Annotated in this window: 23 protein-coding genes and 1 pseudogene; 14 read left to right on the forward strand and 10 right to left on the reverse strand. The window is 36.6% G+C overall.

The features are described 5' to 3' along the window. The first annotated feature begins 108 nt into the window (after positions 1–108). From NV349_RS01350 to NV349_RS01360, 3 genes are all read left to right on the forward strand, one after another. Positions 109–693 (forward strand): xanthine phosphoribosyltransferase, encoded by a 585-nt coding sequence (locus NV349_RS01350; protein ID WP_058845212.1) that lies wholly within the window; start codon positions 109–111, stop codon positions 691–693. Then, the gene (locus NV349_RS01355) at positions 693–1,991 is read left to right on the forward strand and encodes a nucleobase:cation symporter-2 family protein (RefSeq protein WP_036121997.1); all 1,299 of its coding nucleotides are present in this window, start codon (positions 693–695) and stop codon (positions 1,989–1,991) included. The genes NV349_RS01350 and NV349_RS01355 overlap by 1 nt, the downstream gene beginning before the upstream one ends. Positions 1,992–2,474: 483 nt before the next feature. Next, on the forward strand, positions 2,475–2,843 hold the full coding sequence (locus NV349_RS01360) for a hypothetical protein (protein WP_058845213.1): 369 nt from the start codon (positions 2,475–2,477) through the stop codon (positions 2,841–2,843). Between the two features lie 128 nt (positions 2,844–2,971). Here the strand turns inward: NV349_RS01360 and NV349_RS01365 are convergent. Further along, positions 2,972–3,259, reverse strand: a pseudogene (locus NV349_RS01365) (transposase); the annotation flags it as partial. Positions 3,260–3,955: 696 nt separating this feature from the next. Between NV349_RS01365 and NV349_RS01370 the strand changes: the two are divergent. Beyond that, positions 3,956–4,477 (forward strand): DUF2179 domain-containing protein, encoded by a 522-nt coding sequence (locus tag NV349_RS01370; protein WP_004227692.1) that lies wholly within the window; start codon positions 3,956–3,958, stop codon positions 4,475–4,477. A gap of 50 nt (positions 4,478–4,527) precedes the next feature. Here NV349_RS01370 and NV349_RS01375 read toward each other — a convergent pair whose 3' ends face one another. Next, entirely contained in the window at positions 4,528–5,817 is a 1,290-nt protein-coding gene (locus tag NV349_RS01375) for a DUF2252 domain-containing protein (protein ID WP_036121994.1), read from the reverse strand. 181 nt (positions 5,818–5,998) lie between these two features. On the opposite strand from NV349_RS01375, the gene NV349_RS01380 reads away from it, so the two are divergent. Beyond that, entirely contained in the window at positions 5,999–6,583 is a 585-nt protein-coding gene (locus NV349_RS01380; RefSeq protein ID WP_058845215.1) for a YitT family protein, read from the forward strand. Positions 6,584–6,608: 25 nt separating this feature from the next. Here the strand turns inward: NV349_RS01380 and NV349_RS01385 are convergent, their stop codons facing one another. The 4 genes from NV349_RS01385 to NV349_RS01400 all read right to left on the reverse strand — a co-directional run bounded on the left by NV349_RS01385 (position 6,609) and on the right by NV349_RS01400 (position 10,523). Next, entirely contained in the window at positions 6,609–7,505 is an 897-nt protein-coding gene (locus NV349_RS01385) for a DMT family transporter (RefSeq protein ID WP_058845216.1), read from the reverse strand. Positions 7,506–7,608: 103 nt separating this feature from the next. Next, positions 7,609–8,769 carry a PucR family transcriptional regulator gene (locus NV349_RS01390; protein ID WP_036121985.1) on the reverse strand — a complete coding sequence of 387 codons (1,161 nt, stop codon included), beginning with the start codon at positions 8,767–8,769 and terminating at the stop codon, positions 7,609–7,611. Between the two features lie 160 nt (positions 8,770–8,929). Next, complete coding sequence (locus NV349_RS01395; RefSeq protein ID WP_271912121.1) at positions 8,930–10,348, reverse strand: amidase; 1,419 nt, start codon at positions 10,346–10,348, stop codon at positions 8,930–8,932. Continuing rightward, positions 10,338–10,523 (reverse strand): hypothetical protein, encoded by a 186-nt coding sequence (locus NV349_RS01400; protein WP_009373346.1) that lies wholly within the window; start codon positions 10,521–10,523, stop codon positions 10,338–10,340. The genes NV349_RS01395 and NV349_RS01400 overlap by 11 nt, the downstream gene beginning before the upstream one ends. Positions 10,524–10,820: 297 nt before the next feature. Here NV349_RS01400 and NV349_RS01405 point away from each other — a divergent pair, with 297 nt between their 5' ends. From NV349_RS01405 to NV349_RS01415, 3 genes are all read left to right on the forward strand, one after another. Next, positions 10,821–11,702: an EAL domain-containing protein gene (locus NV349_RS01405; RefSeq protein WP_101966983.1), complete on the forward strand. Its 882-nt coding sequence runs from the start codon at positions 10,821–10,823 to the stop codon at positions 11,700–11,702. Further along, a complete protein-coding gene (locus tag NV349_RS01410; protein ID WP_058845218.1) occupies positions 11,680–12,630 on the forward strand; it encodes a GGDEF domain-containing protein in 951 nt (316 codons plus the stop codon). Before NV349_RS01405 ends, NV349_RS01410 begins: the two co-directional genes overlap by 23 nt. Before the next feature lie 896 nt (positions 12,631–13,526). Next, positions 13,527–14,921 (forward strand): L-cystine transporter, encoded by a 1,395-nt coding sequence (locus tag NV349_RS01415; RefSeq protein ID WP_036118167.1) that lies wholly within the window; start codon positions 13,527–13,529, stop codon positions 14,919–14,921. Positions 14,922–14,968: 47 nt separating this feature from the next. Here the strand turns inward: NV349_RS01415 and NV349_RS01420 are convergent, their stop codons facing one another. The 3 genes from NV349_RS01420 to NV349_RS01430 form a co-directional block, all read right to left on the reverse strand. Continuing rightward, positions 14,969–15,283 (reverse strand): hypothetical protein, encoded by a 315-nt coding sequence (locus NV349_RS01420; RefSeq protein ID WP_036118164.1) that lies wholly within the window; start codon positions 15,281–15,283, stop codon positions 14,969–14,971. 111 nt (positions 15,284–15,394) lie between these two features. Beyond that, complete coding sequence (locus NV349_RS01425; protein WP_371327994.1) at positions 15,395–15,934, reverse strand: SLOG family protein; 540 nt, start codon at positions 15,932–15,934, stop codon at positions 15,395–15,397. A 231-nt stretch (positions 15,935–16,165) separates the two neighbouring features. Continuing rightward, complete coding sequence (locus tag NV349_RS01430) at positions 16,166–17,305, reverse strand: DUF418 domain-containing protein (protein ID WP_089934949.1); 1,140 nt, start codon at positions 17,303–17,305, stop codon at positions 16,166–16,168. Positions 17,306–17,408: 103 nt separating this feature from the next. On the opposite strand from NV349_RS01430, the gene NV349_RS01435 reads away from it, so the two are divergent. Next, on the forward strand, positions 17,409–18,110 hold the full coding sequence (locus tag NV349_RS01435) for a response regulator transcription factor (RefSeq protein WP_101966981.1): 702 nt from the start codon (positions 17,409–17,411) through the stop codon (positions 18,108–18,110). Next, a complete protein-coding gene (locus NV349_RS01440) occupies positions 18,107–19,750 on the forward strand; it encodes a sensor histidine kinase (RefSeq protein ID WP_089934951.1) in 1,644 nt (547 codons plus the stop codon). The genes NV349_RS01435 and NV349_RS01440 overlap by 4 nt, the downstream gene beginning before the upstream one ends. 100 nt (positions 19,751–19,850) lie before the next feature. Here NV349_RS01440 and NV349_RS01445 read toward each other — a convergent pair whose 3' ends face one another. After that, positions 19,851–20,762: a TetR/AcrR family transcriptional regulator gene (locus NV349_RS01445; RefSeq protein WP_271912128.1), complete on the reverse strand. Its 912-nt coding sequence runs from the start codon at positions 20,760–20,762 to the stop codon at positions 19,851–19,853. 157 nt (positions 20,763–20,919) lie between these two features. Here NV349_RS01445 and NV349_RS01450 point away from each other — a divergent pair, with 157 nt between their 5' ends. From NV349_RS01450 to NV349_RS01465, 4 genes are all read left to right on the forward strand, one after another. Beyond that, positions 20,920–22,434 carry a DHA2 family efflux MFS transporter permease subunit gene (locus NV349_RS01450; RefSeq protein WP_036118147.1) on the forward strand — a complete coding sequence of 505 codons (1,515 nt, stop codon included), beginning with the start codon at positions 20,920–20,922 and terminating at the stop codon, positions 22,432–22,434. A gap of 164 nt (positions 22,435–22,598) precedes the next feature. After that, a complete protein-coding gene (locus tag NV349_RS01455) occupies positions 22,599–23,618 on the forward strand; it encodes a serine hydrolase domain-containing protein (protein ID WP_058844867.1) in 1,020 nt (339 codons plus the stop codon). Beyond that, positions 23,615–24,928, forward strand: coding sequence for an ABC transporter substrate-binding protein (locus tag NV349_RS01460; RefSeq protein WP_196243723.1), 1,314 nt, complete (start codon positions 23,615–23,617; stop codon positions 24,926–24,928). The genes NV349_RS01455 and NV349_RS01460 overlap by 4 nt, the downstream gene beginning before the upstream one ends. Positions 24,929–25,014: 86 nt before the next feature. Further along, positions 25,015–25,959, forward strand: a complete 945-nt coding sequence (locus NV349_RS01465) for a carbohydrate ABC transporter permease (protein WP_271912134.1) — start codon at positions 25,015–25,017, stop codon at positions 25,957–25,959.

Raw genomic sequence — 25,959 nt, forward strand, 5'->3', positions numbered from 1 at the left:
ATTCGTTTCGACGTTTTTACGCTGAATGCTTTGCTCCACTCGTAGCTGAATGGAAACAAGGTATTTAGCGTTTTTTATTACTCTGAAAGAAAGAAGGATATAAAAGAAATGAAGTTATTACAAGACAAAATTATGCAAGAGGGTAAAGTATTATCTTCATCCGTATTAAAAGTTGATTCATTTTTAAACCATCAAATTGATCCAATATTAATGAAGGAAATTGGGCATGAATTCGCAAACCGTTTCTCTGATCAAGTGATTACAAAGATTTTAACAATAGAATCTTCAGGTATTGCACCATCTGTTATGTTAGGGTTAGAAATTGGCGCGCCTGTCGTGTTTGCTCGTAAACGCAAATCGTTAACACTTTCAGATAACCTTTATTCATCAAAGGTACATTCGTTTACAAAAAATGAAACAAATGAGATCTCTGTATCACGTAATTTCTTAAATGAGGACGATAATATTTTAATTGTTGATGATTTCTTAGCAAATGGTGAAGCTGTCAAAGGCTTACTAGATATTGCTGCACAAGCTGGTGCGCATGTTGTGGGTGTGGGCATCGTTATTGAAAAGGGCTTCCAAGATGGTGGAAAATTATTGCGTGAGCAGGGAGTTCGCGTTGAGTCATTAGCGATTGTAGACTCTCTTGAAGATGGCAATGTAACATTTGCTACGGAGGCTCGCTCGTAATGAATACCTTTAAATCAACTGCGCTAGCGATTCAACATTTACTTGCGATGTATGCTGGAGCCATTTTAGTGCCACTGATTATTGGTGGAGCAATTGGCTTTGATTCAACACAAATGACGTATTTAGTAGCAATTGATATTATGATGTGCGGGATTGCAACACTTTTACAGGTATATTCAGGTAAATTCATCGGGATTGGCTTACCTGTAGTACTTGGCTGTACATTCACAGCAGTAAGTCCAATTATTGCGATCGGCACCAATCCAGAGCAAGGTATTACAGATATTTATGGTTCTATTATTGCCTCTGGTGTAATTGTAATGATTATTGCGGGCTTCTTCGGCAAGCTTGTGAAATTCTTCCCTCCAGTAGTAACTGGATCCGTTGTTTCGATTATCGGTATTTCCTTATTACCAGTAGCTTTAAACAATATGGCAGGTGGACAAGGTGCTGAGGATTTTGCTTCTGCTTCTAATGTGGCATTAGCGTTTATTACATTAATCATTATTTTAATCGTGTATCGTTTTTCTACAGGTTTTGTTCGTGCGATTTCTATTCTGATTGGATTAGTAGTAGGTACCGTTTTAGGTGCATTCATGGACAAAGTGGATTTCACGCCAGTAGCGGATGCTAATGTATTTCACATGGTACAACCTTTCTACTTTGGCATGCCAACATTTGATGTAACGGCAATTATCACCATGACACTTGTAGCAATGGTATCTTTAGTAGAGTCATCTGGTGTCTATTTTGCACTAAGTGATATTTGTAATAAAAAATTAGATTCAAAGGATTTAGCTCGCGGCTATCGTTCAGAAGGTCTAGCTTCAGTAATCGGTGGTATTTTCAATGCCTTTCCTTACACAACATTCTCACAAAACGTGGGACTTACGCGTATGTCAGGCGTTAAGGACCGTAAAGTCATTTACATCACTGGTGGATTATTAGTAGCACTTGGCTTCCTACCGAAAATCGCAGCGTTAACAACGATTATTCCAACATCCGTACTAGGTGCAGCGATGCTTGCGATGTTCGGAATGGTGATTACACAAGGTATGGGGATGCTTGTACCAGTTATGAATGAGTCAGCTGAGAATGCGATGATTGCTGCGATTGCAGTAAGTTTAGGGGTCGGTGTATCAGTCGTTCCTGGCATTTTTGATGCACTACCAGAAAAAGTGTCTATTTTAACATCCAACGGTATCGTCTGTGGTTCTGTCACAGCGATTATCCTTAATATTTTATTCAATATGATTGGGCCTAAGCATAAGCAAGACCCGATGCATGGTGAAGTATAAAGGGAAAATTAAATAACTTTCATCTAAATACCCCACATGTTTTGATGAAAAGAACGTTGTAAAGTCGCCTATCTTTTGGCTATTAATTTAGTTGAAAGTAGGTGGCTTTTTTGTATGCGTAAAAGATTATTCTTTAGAAGAACAAGCTAAATTGAAATTCAGGTTATTAAGTTTTTTCTTATTTTTATTCTGCCAAAAAGGGGAAAGAAGTTAGAAAAGTATACTTCATAACTTATGATGAGCACTATATATTTTTTGTTCAATGGTTAGAGCTCTTGAATATAAAATAACTAAAGAAATGAAATAGTAGTCGCAAAATTGACATCAGACGTATTCGGAAGAAATTTAACTTTTTGTAATTGGATTAATTTGATATATGAATTAATTGTGAAAATTGGGAAAAAAGTAATATTTACCATTTATGTAAAATGTATTATAATAATATTTGTGATACATATTATGAAAATGGAGGTATTAATTTACATGTTAAAAAAACTTATATTAGGTGCAACAACAGTAGGATTGTCTTTAGGGATTGCTGCCAATGCAAATGCAGAAGAACCTATTGAAACTAATTTACCACATCAAGGGAATACAGTGATTAGCATAGATCTTCCTATTACTACTTTTAGTAATCAAATATATGAAAGAGTTTTTGAGCTGTATCCTAAAAGCCAGTATCAGATGGCAGCAGATACTCCTAAAACAAAATTTGTGTATAAACAACTAAATAATGGAAATAAATACGGAGGAACACTAAGCAAAGAAACCACAACCATTGAACACGGTGGCGTAAATGGTGACTATTGGAAAGTCTGGTATTCTGGTATGCTATCAAGATATCTTGATTAGTTTTTAGTAAGAGGCTGGGACAAAACTAGCTGATATTCAAGATAAAAGGGAAATCGATGTTGTTCGATTTCCCTTTTTACTTATTTGACTAAGTTTTTTGATTTTCTTTACCTCATTTCTTGATTAATGGCAATATATTTCCGAACTGCCATTAATGCTAAACGTATTTCGTTTTCAACCTTCGATTTTCCTCGTATTAAAAACCGAATGGAACTCAAATTAGCCTTTAAGAATCCAAAAACTGGGTCCGCATCGACTTTGCGTTTTCGATAGATGGCACTCGTTTTCTCTTCCGAAAGCTTGACTCTAACATATTCTTTTTGCTGTTTCCATTTTTCATTCACCATGATTTTCTAATTGGTGCCTTCCTTTGCTTTTGTACAAGATGAACGGAATGAACATCCTAAACAGTCTTCTCATGAACGTACGTTGAAAGCATGTACAATATTCCGTACAGATGGATATTCCAATTCTAGACGTTTCTGATGTTGGGTTATGTCCCAGTCTCTTTTTGATCGTATTCATAATATTGTGAGTGACCTGAAGTAATAACATCCTATTTTCGAAAATTAAGCTATAAAAATGTGACATTTCATGCTAATGGATTATGGAGCTGGCGAGAGTCGAGATTTTCACCCTCCATTTCCTATCATTTCTGAACATTGTTTTTTACAATTAAATAAAAAATCCTTTTAGCAGTCTAGTACTTACTTCAAGATAATATGGAAATACGCTAAATTTATTTTTATTGATACTTGTATCAATAGCACTACTTTCCCTTGTTTACATATAATCATCATTATTAATTATTTTACTCACTTTAAAATGATTTTTTCTTTCGAATCTGTTTCATACCATTGGTCAAACAAGAACCACTTTCCAAAAATATATAAATTTGTGTCTAAGTGCGATTAACATATCTCATAAGCAATACTTAGGTAGTATTATATCGCGCAATTAGTTTAGAAGAGCACTTTTAAAGCAATGCCATCTGCAATGTTTAAAATTAGGTTATAAGGGGAATTTAAAAATGAGGATGGTTTTTAATAGAATGTAATTCTCTCTTTCAACATACACTTATATATAACTACTCTGAGAAAGGTCTAGTACAAATGCAAAGTATCGTTTTAATATTAATTCTTCAATTAGTTTATGTACCTTTTTTAACATTGCGAACAATATTTTTGGTAAAGAATATCACGTTCCTTGCTGCGATATTTGGTATGCTGGAGATGTTAGTGTATGTATTTGGCCTTTCACTCGTTTTTAGTGGGAAGCAAAGCATGTTATCTATGGTTGTCTATGCAGTTGGATTTGGATTAGGTATATTTTTAGGAGCAAAAATAGAACGTAAGCTAGCGATAGGCTATGTTTATACAACCATTAATACGCAAAATAAGAATGAAGAGCTTGTGAAATTTCTTCGTAACGAAGGGTTTGCAGTCACGATTTATATCGGAGAAGGGCGAGATAGTAATCGCTATAAATATGAAATTTTAACGAAGAGAAATCGTGAAGGGGAGCTCTTTCAAATAGTAGAGCAATTTGAGCCGAATGCCTTTATTATCTCGTATGAGCCTAAATCATTTAAGGGCGGCTTTTTGCTTGCTCGTATGAAGGCTAAGCAAAAATAATTTAATAAGGAAGGACCTCTGCTAAATGCCGAGGTCCCTTTTTTAGGATGTTAATTAAATTTTGTTTCTACCCAGTCTTTAAATAAACTAAAGTCTGTGTAGACAATTTCCTTGTAGCTCATGGCTTGTAAAATTGTATGCTCTATAAATACATCACGCTCTTTGCCGATCGCTTTTAAAATCTCCTCCTCACTGTGATAGGTAAAAACATGAGAATAATCGATATCAGCTCGCGCATGTATTTTAGCAGCAATTTTCCCCATAAGTGATGTTGTAGTAAAGTAATCCTCTACATCCTTATAGTTTTTAGGCTTAATCTTCTTTTTATAAGGAGAACGTTCACGAATATAAAATTCCTGTCCATTCATCGTGATAAAGGCTAAATGTGGGTCCTCTAAATGGTGCATAGCTTTTTGAGTTCCGACTACACGTGCTCCCTGATGCTCATAATGAGCCCAAAATAGTTCCTGATAAGGGAGGAAGTAGGCAGGAATTGCTGTACGTACCTCTTTCATTTCTAACACTAAATCCTCGACTCCTGACGCACCTTTTTCGTCTTCCACTAAAATATAGTAACGTTTTAAACCGATAGAAGCTGTACCAGAGCCATACTTATAAGCTATGTCCCTAATTTTATATGTAGATAGTGCGTTTGAAATGGCGCTGTATTCTTCACTAGTAACAGGTTGAATTTCTTCATTCCATAAGAAGGCACGCTGACCATCCTCATTTACATACGAAATATCCTGTAAAAAATGAGATCGCTGGCGTTTATCAAGCTTTTTCAATAATCTCTTTGCTGGTCCCTTTGTATTGTCCTTTGTGAACATCAAGGTTAAAGGATTATCCTGCTTACGCTGGAATCGTTTTAGCTGATCTATGTAGCTACGGAGAAAATACTGAATAGCCGTTTCCTGAGTTGTCTTATGTAAGCCTTGTTCTTCTAAATAGAGCGCAATACTGACGCTCATGCGAATAATATCGTATAAATAAGAGCCGACATAGCCCTCATCGAAATCATTAACATCAAAAACAATCTCGCCTGCCTCATTTTGAAAAGCACCGAAGTTATCCATATGCATATCACCTTGAATCCAAGTTGGTTTTCTATCAGGAGTATGGAAGATTGAGGCGGATTTTGTCATATCAAAATAAAATAGATAGGCACTTCCACGGAAAAAGCGAAATGGGCTTTCAAGCATTTTACGGTATTTTTCCAAGCGCTGTCCCTCTGTTAAACTCATTCGTTGAACATCAAATTCTTCAAAGATTGTTTCTAATTGTTCTTGTCTTAAAAAAGTTCTAGTATGTTTAACTTGTTCCAATAAAGCATGCTCCATACAATAATCCCCTTTGTTAAATCAAAATTTACCTGTATATACGAAAAATAATTGAATAGGTTTCGAAGAAATTTAGCAAATGTTCTCGATAAAAATGGTTATACATCTAAGGGTATTTCATAACATGTTCGATAACCTATTTTCATACTATAAGACATGCTTAATCACGGAGGGGGGTTATATGTATTTCTTTACAAAAGGTCTTGTCATTATAGTAGGAAGTATTTCATTGTCGTTAGGAATTAATTTATTTTTAACGCCATATGAAATTTTAGATGGGGGAGTAGTAGGGTTAGCGCTTATATTACATTATCTATATAAGCTCAAAATCGGTTTAATGATCATTATTATTAGTATTCCTATTTTTATTATTGCTTGGTTTAAATATAGAGCCTATTTTTACAATAGTATACATGGCTTAATAGCATCTTCCGTAATTATTGATTTGTTAAAGCCTGTGCGAAATCTTGTCCAAATGGATGCGCTTTACAGTGCAATTTTGGGAGGTATACTTGTTGGCTTCGGCATTGGTCTGATGCTGCGTTTTCAGACAAGCACAGGGGGGACAGACTTAATCGCTCAATTTATCTGTGACAAGACAGGTATTAATGTTGGAATATTAATATTTTTTATTGACTCCATTGTTATTGTTATAGGAGGCTTCCTACTATCCACATCGACCTTCCTATTATCCATTATTACCGTATTGGTAGTAGGCATTACGACAAGCGTTATTACTAGTCGAAGTCGAGTATCAGGAACGTAAAAATAGTCCCAGTATAAAACTGAAACTATTTTGGCGTCTGATTATCAAGTGTTTTCATTAGCTTCTTTTTAGGATGTGCTGGTTTGATCTCTGCAATGAGTATAGCTAGTAAAATAAGTACTGCACCTACGACCATGCGACTTGTTAAGATTTCATGCAAAAAGATGACGGATAACACCATACCGAAAAAGGATTCAGTCGATAGGATAATCGCAGCTTTAGTAGCAGTTGTATATTGATTGGCTACATTTTGGAAGAGGTAAGCAATTGTCGTAGAAAAAATACCTAGGTAAATAATCGAATAGATTGCTTCTTTTTCGAGTGATGTCGGGATATCCCCTTGGCTAATGACGACTAGAACACCTATAAAGGATGCCGTCAGAAATTGAATAATGGTAAGAGCAATGGCATCTTCTTTTTGAACAAAAAGATTAGTATAAAAGATATCAAAGGCAAAAGCAACGGCACATGCTAGAGAAAGTGCATCCCCAACATTCATTGTTAATGAGCCTTGTAGTGATAAAAAGCCGATTCCTGCAATCGCAATTAGAGAACCAATGATTTCATAGCCGTCAATGCGGCGTTTATAAACCGCATAGGCTATTAAAGGAACAATAATAACATTCACTGCGGTTAAAAAGGCATTTTTAGACGGTGTTGTATATTGGAGTCCAACGGTTTGAAGGGCGAATGCTATATACAGAATTGTACCTAATAAAGCTCCCTTCCAAATAACAGATTTCGAAGCTTTTTTTAATCGAGAACCAAATAAAACCAATAATATAATGGAAGCTAATAAAAATCTACCAGCCATCACTTGATAAGCTGTTAAATATTCTAAGGCAATAGCCGTTATAACAAATCCACTACCCCACACGATTGCAGTAATCAATAGCATGCCATCAGCTATGTAAGTTTTCATGTTTTCTTCCTCCTGACTTCAATAGAATAGCATAGGAGTGAGGAAAAGAATTTGATTTTATTTCTAAATATTCAGGCGTTTTTTTGTACTTATTCCAAAGCGATTACTCAAAACCTATCTTGCTATGTAATAAGTACAATTTAACGGCTGCAGCTAAGTGTTCATAAAAAACATAATCATTATCTGTCGGTGCTACTAAATGACGTATTTTAGCCATACGATAGCGAATTGTATTTGGATGACAAAATTGTGCTACGGCAACTTCCTTAATATTTCCTTTTTTTACGATATAGGTTATGGCAGTTTCCATTAAATCGGGATCAGCCTTATCATCAAGTAAAGGAGCTAAAAAAGAAGTAACATAATCCATTGCAAATATTGGATCTTTACGATACAACTCAATTAATAAACGATCCGATGCCAGATGCTTATAATGAAGGCTAGGCAGCATGTCAATCTCAGCTAATATACTAGCAAAGAAGGCTTCGCGTAAAGCAATAGGGAAGCCAGTTTGAGTATCGTAGCTACTACTATAGCCAAAAGTGATCTTTTCCGTTGGGATGGCATATAATGCTAACCATTCATGTAACACCTTGTCAAATTGAAACAGCTGGGATGGATGTGTCATGATGATAAAAAGGCTCTGCTTATAAGAACAAATCAGACCTGATTTAAGTAGTGGCTCTAACGAAAAAATAGCTTGCATCCAGTTATGGTGAGATGTGTCACTTGCTCGTAAAGTTGCTACAAATACATATTTTTCAAAGGGTCTATTGAGCTGCTGTAAAATGGATTTGATTTGCTCTTGTGTAATATCTTCCTCCATTAATCTCCGTAAGATCGTTTCTAAAAAGAATGAATAATCCTGTGTTTTAGCGTAGGCCATTGTTTCTAAAATAATCTTCTCAAAAAACTCATCTCCACCAAATCTTAAAATAGGAAAATCTTGTTCCTCTGCATAAGTCAAAACCTCTTCAGGTAAATCTCTGAAAATAACAGGCTTATAAGCTAAGGCACTCGCCCCGAGCTCCACTAGATTTTTTACTGCATTTAATAAATACTCAGGCTTTTGTTTGGCAAATAATAAACTACTTAATACAACGCTGTTGGGCGTGAAAATTGTATCTCGCACATGGTGTATGTCTGGTGAAAATTCAAAGTCTAAAATCTCTACATTTTGAACAGCTTTATGCAAACCGTTGTGGCCAGCGACAACAGTGAAATTCTTTGTAATGGGTAATTGTAAAAAATTTTCTACATTCATAAACGGACCATTGCCTTTCTTGTAGTAAGGTACTAACTTCTATTATAAATTTACTTGTTCATAAAAAACCATTTGTATTCATGCAAATGGATATCCACCACAAAAAAATCTGCTCATTCAGCGGTAAACCGTGAAGTGAGCAGATTTCAGTACTTATCGTTTAAATGTTAGCAAAAATATTAGGCTTTCTATTTCTCAGTGGATTCGTTTGCTCAACGGCATACCCTACATTTAAAATGCGTCCTTCTTTAAAGGCAGGGCCAATAATTTGTAGCCCTATTGGTAAATTCCCTTTAAAGCCACAAGGAACGGAAAGGGCAGGTAAGCCAGTTAAGTTGCTAGGGCCTGTAAAGCGAATAATATTCTCAATTAAATCCACTTTTTGACCATTTAACTCTGCGAAATCATCACCAATTGTATTAGCCACAACAGGTAGAGTAGGGGTAATAAGCACATCTACCTTATTAAAAATCTCTGTAAACTCCTGTTTGATTTGACGACGTACCTGTTGTGCCTGTAAGTAATCGACAGCAGAAGGCAATTCACCGAGCTCAAAGAGTAGGCGTATATCGTCACCAAAATCTTGTGGTCTCTCTTGTAAATCGGAATGGTGTATAGCTGCCGCCTCCGAAAGGGACGTCACAAGCTCTGCCCATTCTGCATATTGTAATGAAGGAATTCGCACTACTTCCACTTTCGCACCTTGATCTACTAAGTTTTGAATACTTGCTCGAACAGCTTTTTCTATATCAGCATCCACATTTTTAAAGAAGTATTCTTCATTGATACCAATCACTAAATCCTTGATATTGCCAGAAAGCTGCTGCACGTAGTTGTCTGTTGGAACGTCAATGCAAGTAGGGTCTCGATGATCAAAGCCAGAAATGACTTCAAGCAAGCCTGCTGCATCCTTTACTGTCTTTGTCATTGGGCCAATATGGTCTAAACTCCAAGCGAGTGGGTAACAGCCATATTTACTTACACGACCGTGTGTAGGTTTTAAACCAACAATGCCACAAGCAGAGGATGGAATTCGAATGGAACCAGCTGTATCCGTTCCTAATGAAGCAACACTGGCCCCTGCTGCAACAGCCGCCCCAGAGCCGCCGCTAGAACCGCCAGGGATTTTATCTAAATCCCATGGGTTGCGAACAGGTCCGTAATGAGGATTGTTATTGGTAATTCCCCAAGCATATTCATGCATGCTTAGTTTTCCAGTGAAAATTACACCAGCGTCACGAAGTTTTTCAACCACTGTCGCATCATAATCAGAAACGAAGTCCTTATGAATTTTTGAGGACATCGTTGTTATCTTATCTTTGAAATACAAGTTATCTTTTAAGGCCATCGGAATCCCGTGATACATGCCTTTATAGTGGCCTTGGAGAATTTCCTGTTCCACTTCTTTTGCCTTTGCTAAAGCTTCTTCCCTGTAAAAGGCCATATAGGAATTAATTTTAGGCTGACTTTCCTCAGCAAAATCTAAAATCGCCTTCGTTAATTCCACGGGAGATAGTGTCTTCGATGCAAGTAAGGGTGCCAACTCTTCAACGGATTTTAAATGTAAATCAGTTGTCAATATGATCACCTCCAGGAATACTACGTACCGCGATATCTGCATCATCAATCGCAATACCTTCTAAATTGCTACGAAGTGACTGCATGCCCTCCCAGCGTGTTTTTAATAGTTCAAGGTGTTCAGGTTTCGGTGTAATTCCTTTGTTCTCCAATAATTGTTGAATAGACAAGCTCATTAACAGGATCCTCCCTTGAATAATTTTTATATCTAAATAGGTTTCCCTATTAAGATCGATAGGGTAAAAACGCAAAATATTATAATAGGTAATATAAACCTATTATTACAATCATACACTAACAATAATTTATATCAAATAAATTATTTGTAATATATTTAATATTATGAAATATTTACTACGCTAATAAACGGTCAAAGTCTAGTGTGTGTGCTTGCTCTTTTTACATACGATTCACAGTCTATTTACAATCAAAGCGTACAATGAACCATAATAACCAATTGAAGAGGTGCAAGAATGGAGTCTGCTGTGGGGCAAAATATAAAAACTAGTAATATATTTTCTTTTGTTAAATATTTATATGGGCAACATCAAAGCAATACGTTATATATGAAACGTTTAAAAGCATTGAAACAAATTATTCAGCATAACGATTTACATACATATTTTCAACCTATTGTAGATTTACAGTCAAAACAAACGATGGGATTTGAAGCATTAAACCGTCCAGTTTCCTCAGCATTATTTAATAGTGTCGACCAGTTTTATGAGTTTGTTGGACAAACAGATTGTGTATTTTTATTTGAATGTTTTTGTCGAAATCTTTCCTTACAACGATTTAAGGAACGTATGCCTAACGATTTGGCGAATAAAAGCTTCTTAGTCTTTCTTAATATACATCCAAATGTATTAGTAGATAAAAATTATCATTGTGGAGAAACACTGCAATTGCTAAAGGAACTTGGCATTAAACCGCAGCAAGTCGTGTTTGAATTAACTGAGCGTAGTGTCGTGATAGATTTTGTAGAGTTTGAGCGTGTATTATCACATTATCGATCACAGGGCTATCGCATAGCAGTGGACGATGTAGGCTCAGGCTATAATAGTTTAAAAACGCTCATTTATTTAAAGCCAGAATTCATTAAATTAGACCGTTCCTTAATTCAATTTATCGATCAAAACAGCGAACAGCAACAACTCGTTACCTTATTAATGAAGTATGCCGAGCAAGCTAACACTAAAATGATTGCTGAAGGGATTGAGCGACAAGAAGAGCTGGCGTATCTGCATCATATTGGCATTCACTATGCACAAGGTTATGCAATAGGAAAGCCCGCAAAGGAAATACAATTGGGGAAAATAAGGGTGGGTGACAATGAAGATAGGGGAAGTCATTGAAAAGGTTCCATGTATTGATGAATTTGTGAAAAATAAAGAAGTAGATGTACTTTTTACAAGTAATCCTTCATTGCGTAGTATTGTTGTCGTTCGGGATGAAAAACCAATTGGACATATTACACGCACACATTTCTATCAAAAAATAGGTACTCAATATGGCTATCATTTATTTATGGGACGGCAAAATCAACTTATCATTAAAGAAAATCCTTTAATAGTAGATCGCTATACTCCAATCACTGAGGTTAGTACACTAGCGATGTCTAGACCTCCTGAAGACTTATATGATGATATCATTGTGACGAAAAATGACTTATATGACGGAATGGTTAGCATTCGTGAGTTACTGTTAAAGCTTGTTGATACACAAGTAGCTATCGCCAGTTTTTTAAATCCGTTAAGTAGTCTTCCAGGAAATACATTAATCGATGAAAAGCTAGAGGAAGCATTACAGCTAGCACACTATAGTTTGATCTATTTTGATTTAGATCATTTTAAATCCTACAATGACACATATGGCTTTAATAAAGGAGATAAAATTTTACGTTATTTAACAGATATACTAAAAAGATATATCTGTGGGGCGGAAGATTTTTTAGGACATATTGGTGGCGACGATTTTGTTGCCATCCTTCCGCATTATGAAATAGAAAAGATTTGTCAGAAGATCATAGATGACTTTGATGCCAATATTTTAAGCTTTTATGAGCTAGAGGATTTAGTGTATGTGCAGGTAGCTAATAGAGCGGGTGAGCTAGGTACTCTAACATGTACATCCTTATCCATTGCCGTTATTACGAATGAATATCAGTATTTTAACTCCGTCGAACAATTATCCAATGCGGTCACACACGTGAAAAAGCAGTGTAAAAAAATTGCAGGCAGCTGTTACCTTATCAACGAACAAAAAACCTACTTCGTTCATTAAACGATGTAGGTTTTTCATGTTGTTGAAAAAAGATCATGTCAACGGCAGAAAAAGCAAATTTGCAAGGTGAGAGGTTGATTTCCGTTCCTCCAGCGCCCTTTCCAGGGGGCGTCCGATGAGCCGCTTCACTCACTTACGCTCGCTCCAGGGTCTCATCTGTGACGCTAAATCCCCTAGGAGTGACGCTGGCTCCACTACAATCAACCATTCTGCAAAGTGCCTTTACTTTTTTCATAGTAATATAGCGATTAAATAGCCCATTATTTTTAGAGGGAATAAGCTCTTATTTTCAATGTGGGGAAGTGATGTGTGACAACACCTCTCCATAAAGAGTAGTGAAGACCTTCGCCTTATTTGAAAACCTTTGCTAAAAAGGTAATACTTTTGTAGGTTGGAGTCAAGTAGCCTGCAACGGAAATCCATTTCTACCTTTCAATTGACTGTTTTGTTTTTCAACACTAAGAAAAACCTACTTCGTTCATTAAACGATGTAGGTTTTTTGTTCGTCAGTAAGGCATTTTGGGTATAGATTTTGTAGTTAATATGAACAATTTTAAAATTCCGGTAACCATTTTGTCACCAACTTCTATGTTTTTGACTAGAATATTAATACAACTGAAATGAGCAATTCTATCAAGCCTTATAGTTTAGCTGTCTATACGTTAAAAGTTAGCCTCATGAACGTTTTCGATAACTATCTACTATTCCCTTTTATAATGGCTCCTTTTACTTATGGCTAATAAATATTATTGATTTTAATTTTAAGGGCATAATCAAAGGAAGAAATCGTTTTTATTTTAGGAATTTATTAATCTTAATAAAACATACTTGAATTATAGGGATTATGGGTATATAATTCGATTACATTATTATAAAACATCTTAGGAGGCATTCCATTGTCGAATTTACAAATCATTCTTAACGTAGCAGTGTTACTTGTGTTCGTTGGAATTTTATATGTTATGAATAAAAAACACGTCAAGTTTTCAAATCGTGTTTTTGCAGGTTTAGGTTTAGGGATTGTACTTGGTCTTGGACTTCATTTTATCTATGGTATAGATTCTGAAGTGTTAGCCAAAACAACATCTTGGTACAACATTATAGGTACAGGATATGTAAAATTGCTACAAATGGTAGCAATGCCATTAGTCTTTATTTCTATTTTAATTGCCTTTACGAAGATGAAGATTGGCAAAAACTTTGGGAAAATGGCAGCTCTTATTTTAGCCATTTTAATTGGTACAACAGCGGTTTCAGCGGCTGTCGGTATTTTTTCTGCAACCGTATTTGATTTAGATGCAACACAAATTTTACAAGGTGATGCAGAAACGGCACGCGGTCAATATCTTGAAGAAAAAACAACGGGCTTAGCAGCTCCAGATCTACCAACACAAATTATCGAGCTATTCCCTGCAAATCCATTCCTTGATTTAACAGGTGCTCGTTCTACTTCAACAATTGCGGTTGTTATTTTCTCAGCATTCCTTGGTTTTGCTTATTTACGTGTGGCACGTAAGGATGAGGGGACAGCAGCTACAATTAAAAAAGGCTTAGATGCAATCTATGCCCTTGTAATGGGTGTCGTAACGATTGTCTTACGATTAACACCATACGGCATTTTGGCTATTATGGCTCGTACTGTTGCAACATCAGATTTCGGTGCGATTTACAATTTAGGTAAGTTTGTTATTGCTTCTTATGTGGCGTTATTTATTGTTTTACTAGTACACTTATTAATTCTGACATTAAGCGGATTAAATCCATTCACGTATTTGAAAAAATCTGCAGAGACATTATTATTCGCCTTTACATCTCGTTCTAGTGCGGGTACTTTACCGATGAATATTAAAACGCAAACAGGTCGTCTTGGGGTATCTGAGGGTATTGCAAACTTCTCAGGCTCATTCGGATTATCAATCGGTCAAAATGGCTGTGCTGGTGTATATCCTGCTATGTTAGCAATTATGATCGCACCAACAGTTGGCATTAATCCACTCGATCCGATCTTCATTATTACAGTTATCGCGGTAGTAGCGGTTAGCTCATTTGGTGTAGCAGGTGTTGGTGGTGGTGCAACATTTGCAGCTATTCTTGTGTTATCAGCACTTGATTTACCAATTGCACTTGCAGGTGTATTAATTTCTGTAGAGCCTTTAATTGATATGGGACGTACAGCATTAAATGTAAGTGGGTCAATGACAGCGGGTGTTACAACAGCACGTATTACAAAAGAATTGGATACAGAAATGTACAATGATAAAGAATTAGGTGCTCAAGTAGCAGATCTATAAAATCAAAGAGGCCCCTTTAAAGGTAAAACTTTAAAGGGGCTTACATTTTATATTATTTTTACATAAAAATCTTTACCATTAATTAATTCGGAAACTTCAATTTTATAATTTTGTTTATAGTAATCATAAATATTGTAGGCTAGACCAGAGTGTCCATTTAAATAGGTTCCCTTTTTAATCTCTTTCCGAGGATTATGGAAATCGAAATAGAGGCGTGCATCATTGCTCATTGTATTTAAAATAGCTAGAAATTCTTGTTCTTCAATATGAATTCCTCGTGTATAGCGGCATTCTCTGCGGTAGGTATCGTGAGCAACATTTACGGGAGAAGCTTCAAGAATCATTTCAATCTGTTTATTCAAATGATGATAGCTCCTTTCAAATTATTAGTAACGTCCGTATGTGAACTAGTTACAAATAAGGGTTTTATTAATTTTAGTATATAATTATCAGAAAATTATATCAATATTTTTCTACCAATCTTGTTGCTGTATGTCCTCTGCTATTACTTGTAAATCATAGGCATTTACGATTAAAAGAGTGTAGTCATGAGATTCCATATATTTTTCAGCAAGTCGCTTAATATATTTCGGAGAACCTTCATTTTCTTCATCGTAAATTAATAAAAGCCCATCTGTATTTTGAATAATAAATTTATCCTTCTCAACAAATTGCCAGGGTGCTTCGTATGGTTTTTTGGTCACGCTTGTAACAAAATCGGCTTGGGCAATTAATGTTTGATACTTTTCCCTTTTATGGTCCTGCCAATTTTTTTCTTGCTCTAAAAATGGTGTAATAACGGCATATTTTAAATGTGGAAATTCTTTTTTAAGCATTAAAACAACTTCAGCACTCCAAGATTCTACACCCTGCTGACCACTGATAATAACCCATTCCAGTCCTTCATCAAGTAGTGTGCGTAGACGGGCTTCCAGTGCTTTTTTTATGATGGCAATGCCAGGATGTTTATCATTAAAAATACCAAGTTCATGTGGCTTATAGCCAGTAATCATAATACGCTGTAACAACAAAATGCCCCCTAAGCTGTATAGTTGTAGTTCTAGTATACAGTAGGGGGCAAATGAAAACGAATTCCATGCAATTGTCTATGAAAATGCAAGTAGTGTTAGAATCACTGCTACAGCCGCACAAATACCTAAAAACCACCATGAGTCTGTAAAGTCTTCTTTAGTGTCACTATTCATATAAAATAATTCCTTTCTTATTTGCCTACCTGTTGAGTTTTATTTTACCTGCCCAGTCCAAGACCAATTCGTCCATATCCGTAAGATTGTCTCAAATGGGCCACGTTTAAATTTCTTTAAATAGGCAAGGCTGAAAACACATTGCAAGCCATATACAACGATTCCGAATAGGATACCACCAAAGACGCCCAGTTTACCGTATAATCCGAGACCATAGCCATAAAAAACAGTTGTACAAATAATGGTTTGTAGTAAATAATTGGTTAATGACAGTTTTCCAACGCTCTCAAATGCTGGTGCAAGTAGTTGTACAGGACGTGTTTTATAAATGAGTGCTGCAAGGCAAACATAGCCAACCGCTAGTAACTGAGCGCCACCCATTAATAAGATGGAAGAAAAGGCACTTTCTATAAAACTTAGACTTTTACATACGAGCCCAATAGGAACGAGGAGAGTACCTAGCTTATACCATTTCATTTCCTTATCCATCTCCATGAAGGCTTGCTTTTTAGCAAGTGCCATACCGAAAAGGAATAGAGGCGCGTAGAACAACGGTGTAATAATTAATAAAATGAAGAGGAAGGCTGGCTCTTCCATTCCCGGTACTTCAGCATTAGCTCGAAAATCAAAAATTTCTGAGTAGCTTCCGTTAGCGTAAACGTTATCTGCTTTTTCAATATAGGTATCTAGCTCTTTTTGTTCCTTTTTTGAAGCTTCCATAGAGCCGTATGTTAATGCCGTTGTTAGGACGAAAAGGATACTGGCCCATATAAATAGCGTTTTCGGCTTCCGATTAATAAAGGGAATCAAAAATAAAGTCATACAGCCATAAGAAAATAGAATATCGCCTTCCCATAATAAAGTGGAATGAAGTAAGCCGAGAGCAATCAAGCCAGTAGCACGGCGTAAAATAGACCAGCGACTTTTATTCTTTTTTCTGCGAATGGATTCAATTAATTTAATAAGTGAGAAGCCGAATAATATAGTGAAGATAGGCATAAACGAGCCTTCAATCACAATTTTCACAAAATATAAAGCTCCATTATCTAAGGTAGAAAGATTTTTTAATTCATCTTTGCCATACATCCCGTACTGGAAAATCAGTAAATTCGCCATTAAGATGCCAAATAAACTAAATCCACGCATCGTATCAATGAAAGTAACACGTTTAGTTGTCATTGCGTTTTATCTCCTTAATTGGTTATCTTATACATAGAATAGTGAAGGAAGCTTATGGTGAAATAATGACTACCTTAAATTAATCTTAAAAGTAGGTGAGGAAATGCAGGACGCATCAATTTTAGTGTTAGAGGATGAACGTGCCATTGCTGAAATGATTGAAATCATTTTAAGAAAAGAAGGAATTACCAATATTACATTATGTAACACAATTGAAGAAGCAAAAGATGAAATGAATACTAAAACATTTGACTTTTATCTATTAGATATCATGCTGCCAGATGGAAGTGGGCTGGATATCGCGAATAGGATTCGGGAAAAAAGTGATGCCCCTATTTTTTATTTAACTGCAAAAAGCAGTGATGCAGATAAACTTCGCGGTTTTATGAATGGCGCAGATGATTATATTACAAAACCATTTAACCCATTAGAGCTTGTAGCACGAGTAAAGGTACAGTTAGTCCGTTACATGAAGAAAAAGAGTGTACCAGAAAATCATGTATTTACTTGCAGCCGTTTTACATTTGACATTGACGCAGCAGAAATCGAGGTAGACGGGGTGAAGGAAATAATCAGTGGTCGCTTGTTTCATTTATTAAAATATTTATGTGACAATGTAGGGCAAGTGTTATCAAAAGAGCAAATATACGAGCGCGTATGGGGTGATTGCTTATTTGATGATAATACAGTGATGGTACATATAAGAAAGCTGCGAGAAAAAATAGAAAAAAATCCTGGAAAGCCGACCTGCATTATCACTGTCAGAGGTATTGGCTATAAGCTTGTTGGAGACATCTCTTCATGAAGTCTGCTGGAAAATTAACACTCCGTTTTGTGTCGTATTTCATCATATTCTATCTATTGATCATTTCAGGTTTTATTATAAGTCTGGTGTTTTTCGCTATCTTTATCAATGAACGTGTTGGTGACAATATTCATGTAATGAGCTCCTTTGAAATTGAAGATGATGCAGTTGTAGAGAAAGGGAAGACGGTTAAAATTGCTGATTATTTAGTGAAGAGAGCTGAGGAAAATGTAGGACAGCTCTATTTATTTGATTCATCCATGACAATTGTTGATTATACGGGAGATACATGTGGATTATGTGGAAAGTCAGATAATGAACTATTGGCATTGAAACAACCGGGTATGCATACGTGGGAACTGCCAAATTACTATTTATTATTTCTTCCGACTACTCCTGTCCAACCACTTTTTGAGGAGGCACTTGAAAACTGGACAGCAACAGGGAATATTTCTGCTGTAACACGGCAACGTCTAAAAGAAAATAAAGCCAGTGTTGAAATCTATGACGAGCAATGGAATCGGATTGAAGTCATTGGCGAACGCTATGAGAAGCTAAATAAGCCACAATTACTAGAGGAAAAATACGATATTTTCGAGCATGCGGAGCTGAAGCAAAGCACAGCCTTAGCCAACGATATGACATTTGTTGTGCGAATGCCTAACCCATCTTATAAGCCTTTTGAAGAGCCTTTTAATAAGGCGATGGTATTGTTCGTTTCTATCTTCTTTGGAGGGCATATTATATTGCTGTTGGGCGTTATCTTTTTATCCATCAGTATTTCACGACAATTTGTACGACCATTAGTCTATGTTATATCACGCATTGAACGACTAACTCAATTTGATTACAGTGAAATTAGTGATAAAAAAATCCATCATCAAAAAACAGGGAAGTTAAAACGGAAATTTAAACTGTTTCAACCTGTAGAGGAGTCACTCAATCATCTATCTGAACGACTTGATTCAAATGAAAGACAAATCAAGCATGCAGAGCATTTACGTGAGGAGTGGATAACAGGCTTATCGCACGATCTAAAGACCCCGTTAAGCTCCATTTATGGCTATTCCACTATGCTTGCATCTGAGGAATATGAGTGGACAAAGGATGAGATGCGTATTTTTGCACAAACCATGCAAGAAAAGGCGACATACATGGATGCACTCATTCAGGATTTAACCTATACGTACCAATTAAAAAATAAAGCGATACAGCTGGATAAAGTGTTATTACCGCTAGCCATATGGTTACCACAATTTGCAGATGAACAGGTATGTGTAAAGGTATATGGTGATGTGTTGCTGCAAGCAGATGAGCTTTTACTTAAGCGGATTATGGATAATTTAATAACTAATGCGAAAAAGTATACGCCTGAAGGCACGAAGGTCGTTGTGGAGGCACAACATACTGGTAAAGAAGTAATGCTAACCATTGCTGACCAAGGCCCTGGTATTCCGCAGGAGGAGCTCGATAATCTATTCGAACGCTATTATCGAGGAACGAATACGACAGATGATACAACAGGAACAGGGCTAGGACTAGCCATTACGAAACAGCTCATTGATTTACACAATGGCACAATTAGTGTTCGTTCAGGCCAAGATGGAACCATCTTCGTTCTAAAATTCCAATGTCACTAGTGTTAGATTCGATTTCTAGAGAGGAATGCTCTTGAAGGACGAGGCTTATTAAACAGAGTAAAGAGGTATCAAAGTGTTTTATTTGATACCTCTTTTTGTTTTATTTATTTTTCGTACAACGCTCGGCTGGCTGTTCAATTTTAACATAGCGCCATAAGTTATTAGCGATATCGCGCGCTTCTGCGATATGTTCTGTGCCAACGAATGCCTTACGGAAAGGAGTAAGAAGTGATTCGATGATAAAAAGCTTTGGTTTTTCGCGCTGTAGCTCTTCTAATAAGAATTGAGCATATTCCAAACCTTCCATTGTTTCGTTGTTCGACAAACCCCTTGTAAAGCCTTGTAATTGTTCGATAACCATTTCTTTTGTAACGGTTTTATAGTTCACCACATTTTGAATGGTATTGATCATTTCAACACTCACGATGATTTCTTTCGACTCAAGCATCGTGGGTATAATTACGCTAATATTACGCAATGCTACACGTACAATAGCTTCTCGATTGATATATTTATAATCGGCAATAAAGACAGCACGTAGAGTGAGGTTAATCATCCCAAGTGTTTGGACAGCACATTCATAGCTAATTGGGCTAATCTCTTCGCCAAAAACTTGTACTAGTCGGCTGGCTAGCCATTCTAATTCTTGTAAATGGTAGTTAATAATGATTTTCTTTAGTTCTTTATCTCTTGATTGGAAGACGGATTCGAAAATCTGTATTAAATTATGTTCACGATTGACATACATGAGAACAGCGACTTGCTGTGTCAATACTTCTAAATCTGTAGGGTCTTTACCATAGATAAGCTCATGACGACGATTACTAGCTTCTTCACGCCCTTCATCCAAAATGGCGATTAAGCATTCGTTTTTCGAAGTAAAGTGATTATAAAATGTACCTTTTGAGATTTTAGCTGCATTGATGATGTCATTAATCGATGTATCTAGAAAACCCTTTTCAATAAAAAGTTCACGTGCTGCTGTAATAATCTGTCTTTTTCTTTTGTTCATAACCTCACCTTTTTTATATTATTATACTCTTATTCTACACTTAAAATCCTTTCATATCAACGTTTATAAAAAATATAAACTTATTTGTTGAAAAAAGTAGACTACGAGTATAAAATAAGTTTTATCGCAAAACACAAGAAAGAATTGAGGGATATAAATGAATAGTGAGCAAACAATGAAAAAGCCCCCTTACGGCATGATAGCTATTCTATTTGTGGGTGCTTTTGTTGCTTTTCTAAACAACACATTGTTGAATGTGGCATTACCAACAATCATGAAGGATTTTGGGATTACCTATTCAAAGGTACAATGGTTAGCAACAGGGTATATGCTCGTGAGCGGTATTTTAGTGCCCGCTTCAGCATTCTTTGTGACACGCTTTAAAAATAGACATCTATTTATAACAGCGATGTCCATCTTTACAATCGGTACAATTATGGCAGGCTTTGCGCCAAACTTTGGTGTGCTGCTAGCAGGTCGTATGGTGCAAGCAGCTGGGGCTTCTAGTATGTCACCACTTTTAATGAATGTTATGCTAACAAGCTTCCCGAAAGAGAAGCGTGGAGCAGCGATGGGGATCTTTGGTTTAGTAATGATCATGGCGCCAGCAATTGGTCCTACATTATCAGGCTACATTGTGGAGCATCATGATTGGCGTATGCTCTTCCAAATGATTATTCCATTTGCAATAATTAGTTTATTATTTGGTGTGTGGAAACTAAGAAACGTGATGGAGACACGTGAAGTTCACTTAGATTTCCCTTCAGTCCTTTTATCAACAGTTGCATTCGGTGGTATTTTATACGGCTTTAGTACAGCGGGGGATAAAGGCTGGTCAAGTCCATGGGTATATGGAACAATTACAGTTGGCTTCATCGCTTTAATAATTTTTATCATTAAGCAGTTGAAAATGGATGAGCCACTTCTGGAATTACGTATTTATAAATACCCAATGTTTGCTTTAGGGTCTGTCATCTCAGTTATTATCTCTATGGCGATGTTCTCAGGGATGATTTTAACACCAGCATACGTACAATCTATTCGTGGTATTGAACCATTTGAGGCGGGCTTAATGATGCTTCCAGGGGCACTTGTTATGGGGATTATGTCACCAATCACTGGTAAGCTTTTCGATAAATTTGGTCCTCGTGTGTTGGCCATTATTGGCTTAACAATCACAACAATCGCAACATTTGGTTTAACAAAATTAGAAATTGATTCAAGCTACACATATATCGTATCAATGTATACAATTCGTATGTTTGGTATGTCGATGGTCATGATGCCAATTATGACAAACGGTTTAAATCAACTACCACAAATTATGAATCCTCATGGTACAGCTATTAACAATACATTACAGCAGGTATCAGGAGCAATCGGTAGTGCGATTTTAGTTACATTTATGAATAACCGTACAAAAGCAAAAGCAGAAGAATTAATTGTAGAAGCCAAAGCGAATGCTGCACAATCAGGAGCGGCACCTACAGCAGAGCAAATGCAACAAATGCAAGATCAGATTATGCAAACTGCCTTATTAGATGGTATTACACACTCCTTCTTAATTGCAGCGGGTATAACAGTGATTGCAGTAGTACTTGCCTTCTTCTTAAAACGTGTAAAAGTTGAAAGCACAGCAGCTTCAATGGATTTAAAAAAACCAACTAAATAATGAACAGAACCCCCTTTATAGGTAAAACATTTACCAACGAAGGGGGTTTTTTATATGTTTATTTGAAAAAAAATTTTAGGATTGTTGTTATTTTTCATCATTTTATTTTATATGATAATAATAATTTACAGAAAATTTAGATTTTTATATAATGAGGTGCTTTCGTGGTAGATGCATATATCAATGACTTAGTGAACGAAAAGGAACTGCCAGGAGCTGTATTAATTGTTCAACAGCAACAAAACAGGCTATTAACAGGCAGTTATGGAGCCTATACAGCTGAGGATGGTAGCAAGCAAGCTATTGTAAATCATACGCTGTTTGATTTAGCTTCCTTAACGAAGGTTGTAGCTACAGTACCAGCTATTTTACTGTTGATAAGTCGAAATCAATTAACATTAAGAGAGCCTGTTCAAACATTTTTGCCTACATTTCATTACCCAGATATAACGATTCAACAGTTATTACAGCATTGCTCAGGGCTACCGGCAGATTTAACACCAGTGGTAGAGAGGAATCACAGACGTGACATCATGCAGGAGATAATGGCAAGTGAAGTAGTGTGTCAGCCAAATAAACAGGTGGTATATAGTGATTTAGGCATGATTCTACTAGGAAAGGTGATTGAACAGGTTACTGGGTGTTCATTCAACAGTTTTGTAGAGCAAGAGATTTTTAAGCCATGGGGCATGCACCATACTCGTTTTCGATTGCAGGAGCAACAAAGAAGGCTTGCGGCATCAACTGAAATGTTTGCAGGGAAATTTGTTCAGGGGATTGTTCATGATGAAAAAGCTCTATTACTCGATGGGGTTGCTGGGAGTGCAGGCTTGTTTTCGTGCGCAGAGGATTTAGCAAAGTATGCGGAAATTTTTTTAGGGATCAGGCAACAAACGGTTATTCCATATGAATGGATGGAGCTTACCTATACAAAAACATTCAAAAATAGGGGACTTGGTTTTGAAGTATGGAGAGGGGACGATACATCATTTTGTTTTGGTAGGAGGTGGAGCAAGAACTCATTTGGTCATACAGGATTTACAGGCACGAGTATTTGGATGGACCCTATTCAAAAAGCATTTGTTATTTTCTTAACGAATGCGGTGCATTATGGGAGAAATACAAAGCTGCGAAGGATTCGGGAGAAGCTTCATACGATGATTTATGAAAAATTACTGATATGAAGGGTGGATCTGTTGGTATGAGACAAAAGAGTAAATGGTTATTGCCGTTTCTTTTATTACTCGTTGTAGCTTTAGTAGGCTGTAACACCGATAAGAAATCAACGAACGCAACAACACCTGGTAAAGAAGACGGGCCGAAAACAGAAGAGGTTTCCCTAACAATAGGGAGTTGGCGGACAGAAGATGTTGCCAAATATGAAAAAGTAATTGCTTTATTTAATGAACAACATCCTGATATACACATTTCCTTTAACCCAACTAAAAATACAGAATATAACACAGTCCTCAATACAGCATTACAAGCGGGGGAAGGACCAGATATTTTCCACTTGCGTCCATATGCAGCTGGGTTGAAGCTTGCAGAGGCGGGTTATGTTGAGAAAATAAATGACTTAAGCGGTTTGCGTGCATATCCTGAAGAGGCATTAATGGCTTCACGTGATGAACAAGGGAATCAGTATGGTGTACCAATTAATTTAAGCTCAACGCAATTTTTCTATAATAAAAAGATTTTTAAAGATAATAATCTCGAAGTTCCTACTACATGGGATGAATTTATAGCCTTAAATGATCAATTATTAGAAAAGGGCATTACACCCATTGCAATGGGTACAAAAGAAGGCTGGTTATTATCGTTGCTACACGGTATTGTGGGCCCCGCTATTTATGAAGGAAATGATTTCTATCAAGCAGTGCTTACGGGAGAAAAGGATTTCTCAGACGCTCAGTTTATCGAATCTATACAAGTGATGAACGACTTGAAAAAGTATTTTCCAGCTAATTCAGAAGGCTTGGGAATGGATGATATTCGTACATTGTTCGCTTTAGAGGATGCAGCGATGTTCCCGCTCGGTAGCTGGGAAATTCCTGTTGTCTTAGAAATGAATCCAGATTTAGATTTAGGGTATTTCCCGATTCCTTCAAAAGAAGGTCATAAAACAGTGACAACTTGGGTAGATGGTTCATTTGCGATCAATGCAAATTCAAAAAATAAAGAAGCAGCTAAAGAATTTTTAGCGTTTTTAACAACAAAGGAATTTGGTGAACTGTTTGTGAGGGAATTTTCTATGATCAGTGCTATTCCTGGCATTACTTCTGATGACGCCTTGCTAAATGACATTAGTAACTCGACTGCTAATGAAGCAACACCATATATGTGGGTGACTAATTTTACTGGTGGGGACCCGACAACAAAGAGCTTGCTTGAGAGTGAGCTACAGGGCATGTACTTAGATCAGGTAACGCCTGAAGAGGTAGCCAAAAAAGTACAGGAAAACGCTAAAGCTTGGTTTACGCCCTTTCAGCAATAAGTAATGTATTAAGATAGACCCCTGAAACTCCACTAAGGTGTATAGGGGTCTTGTTGTCTCATTATGATTAAAGGGGGCTGTTCAGCATGAAAGAATCTACAGCTTCATCGTCAAGAAAGAGGAAATCATGGGCAAAATGGACAATACATCTTTTCCCAATTCCTGCACTAATAGTATACGGAATGTTTGTACTTTATCCGATAGTAGCAGCTTTATCCTATAGTTTTTTTGAATGGAAAGGGATGGCTCGTGGCGGTTTCATTGGCTTCCAAAATTTTGTGACGCTTTTTACGACAGAACCTTATAGCTCCATGTTTTGGAACGCCTTCAAACATAATGTCCTGTATTTTGTTTTGCAAATGGTAGTGATGAATGGATTAGCATTCTTTCTTGCATTTATTATCTACCAAAAAGTTAAGGGAGCGGAGTTTTTTAAGGCGGCTTTCTTTCTACCACGATTATTATCAGTAATCGTAGTAGGTTTCTTATGGAAGCTCATCTTAAATCCTAATTTTGGTACCTTAAATGTTATTTTAGAGAAATTGGGTCTTGAAACCTTACAAAAGGCTTGGCTTGGAGATCCTGGAACAGCTTTAATAGCGATAATTTTAGTGAATTGTTGGTTTGGGCTTGGTTTTGGCGTTTTAATATTTTTAGCTGGCTTTCAAGGAATTCCAAGTGAGTTAGTTGAAGCAGCAAAATTGGATGGTGCCAAAGGCTTTACATTATTACGCACTATTTATTTGCCATTAATGGTGCCATCTATTATGATCATGGGAATTTTAACGTTTATCCAGTCCTTTGAGGCATTTGAGCTTGTATATGCGATGCAGGGCTCCATGGGAGAGCCATATTATTCTACAGATACTTTAGCTGTATTTTTCTATCGCTTGGCATTTGGTAGCTCTACAGCTTCTGGAGCGACAGCTATTGGGCTAGGTTCTGCGCTAGCAACGGTACTATTCCTATTTATTTTAGTTTGTACCACGGTATTTTTACGCCTGGCCAATAAAAGGGATGTCCAAATGTAG

The organism is Lysinibacillus sp. OF-1 (genome assembly GCF_028356935.1).
Taxonomy (GTDB): Bacteria; Bacillota; Bacilli; order Bacillales_A; family Planococcaceae; genus Lysinibacillus; species Lysinibacillus fusiformis_D.

What these genes read in the sequence shown, in the direction of transcription:
- NV349_RS01350 (WP_058845212.1), top strand. Translation starts at nt 109, where the DNA reads ATGAAGTTATTACAAGACAAAATTATGCAAGAGGGTAAAGTATTATCT.
- NV349_RS01355 (WP_036121997.1), top strand. Translation starts at nt 693, where the DNA reads ATGAATACCTTTAAATCAACTGCGCTAGCGATTCAACATTTACTTGCG.
- NV349_RS01360 (WP_058845213.1), top strand. Translation starts at nt 2,475, where the DNA reads ATGTTAAAAAAACTTATATTAGGTGCAACAACAGTAGGATTGTCTTTA.
- NV349_RS01370 (WP_004227692.1), top strand. Translation starts at nt 3,956, where the DNA reads ATGCAAAGTATCGTTTTAATATTAATTCTTCAATTAGTTTATGTACCT.
- NV349_RS01375 (WP_036121994.1), bottom strand. Translation starts at nt 5,817, where the DNA reads ATGGAGCATGCTTTATTGGAACAAGTTAAACATACTAGAACTTTTTTA.
- NV349_RS01380 (WP_058845215.1), top strand. Translation starts at nt 5,999, where the DNA reads ATGTATTTCTTTACAAAAGGTCTTGTCATTATAGTAGGAAGTATTTCA.
- NV349_RS01385 (WP_058845216.1), bottom strand. Translation starts at nt 7,505, where the DNA reads ATGAAAACTTACATAGCTGATGGCATGCTATTGATTACTGCAATCGTG.
- NV349_RS01390 (WP_036121985.1), bottom strand. Translation starts at nt 8,769, where the DNA reads ATGAATGTAGAAAATTTTTTACAATTACCCATTACAAAGAATTTCACT.
- NV349_RS01400 (WP_009373346.1), bottom strand. Translation starts at nt 10,523, where the DNA reads ATGAGCTTGTCTATTCAACAATTATTGGAGAACAAAGGAATTACACCG.
- NV349_RS01405 (WP_101966983.1), top strand. Translation starts at nt 10,821, where the DNA reads ATGGAGTCTGCTGTGGGGCAAAATATAAAAACTAGTAATATATTTTCT.
- NV349_RS01410 (WP_058845218.1), top strand. Translation starts at nt 11,680, where the DNA reads ATGAAGATAGGGGAAGTCATTGAAAAGGTTCCATGTATTGATGAATTT.
- NV349_RS01425 (WP_371327994.1), bottom strand. Translation starts at nt 15,934, where the DNA reads ATGATTACTGGCTATAAGCCACATGAACTTGGTATTTTTAATGATAAA.
- NV349_RS01430 (WP_089934949.1), bottom strand. Translation starts at nt 17,305, where the DNA reads ATGACAACTAAACGTGTTACTTTCATTGATACGATGCGTGGATTTAGT.
- NV349_RS01435 (WP_101966981.1), top strand. Translation starts at nt 17,409, where the DNA reads ATGCAGGACGCATCAATTTTAGTGTTAGAGGATGAACGTGCCATTGCT.
- NV349_RS01440 (WP_089934951.1), top strand. Translation starts at nt 18,107, where the DNA reads ATGAAGTCTGCTGGAAAATTAACACTCCGTTTTGTGTCGTATTTCATC.
- NV349_RS01445 (WP_271912128.1), bottom strand. Translation starts at nt 20,762, where the DNA reads ATGAACAAAAGAAAAAGACAGATTATTACAGCAGCACGTGAACTTTTT.
- NV349_RS01450 (WP_036118147.1), top strand. Translation starts at nt 20,920, where the DNA reads ATGAATAGTGAGCAAACAATGAAAAAGCCCCCTTACGGCATGATAGCT.
- NV349_RS01460 (WP_196243723.1), top strand. Translation starts at nt 23,615, where the DNA reads ATGAAGGGTGGATCTGTTGGTATGAGACAAAAGAGTAAATGGTTATTG.
- NV349_RS01465 (WP_271912134.1), top strand. Translation starts at nt 25,015, where the DNA reads ATGAAAGAATCTACAGCTTCATCGTCAAGAAAGAGGAAATCATGGGCA.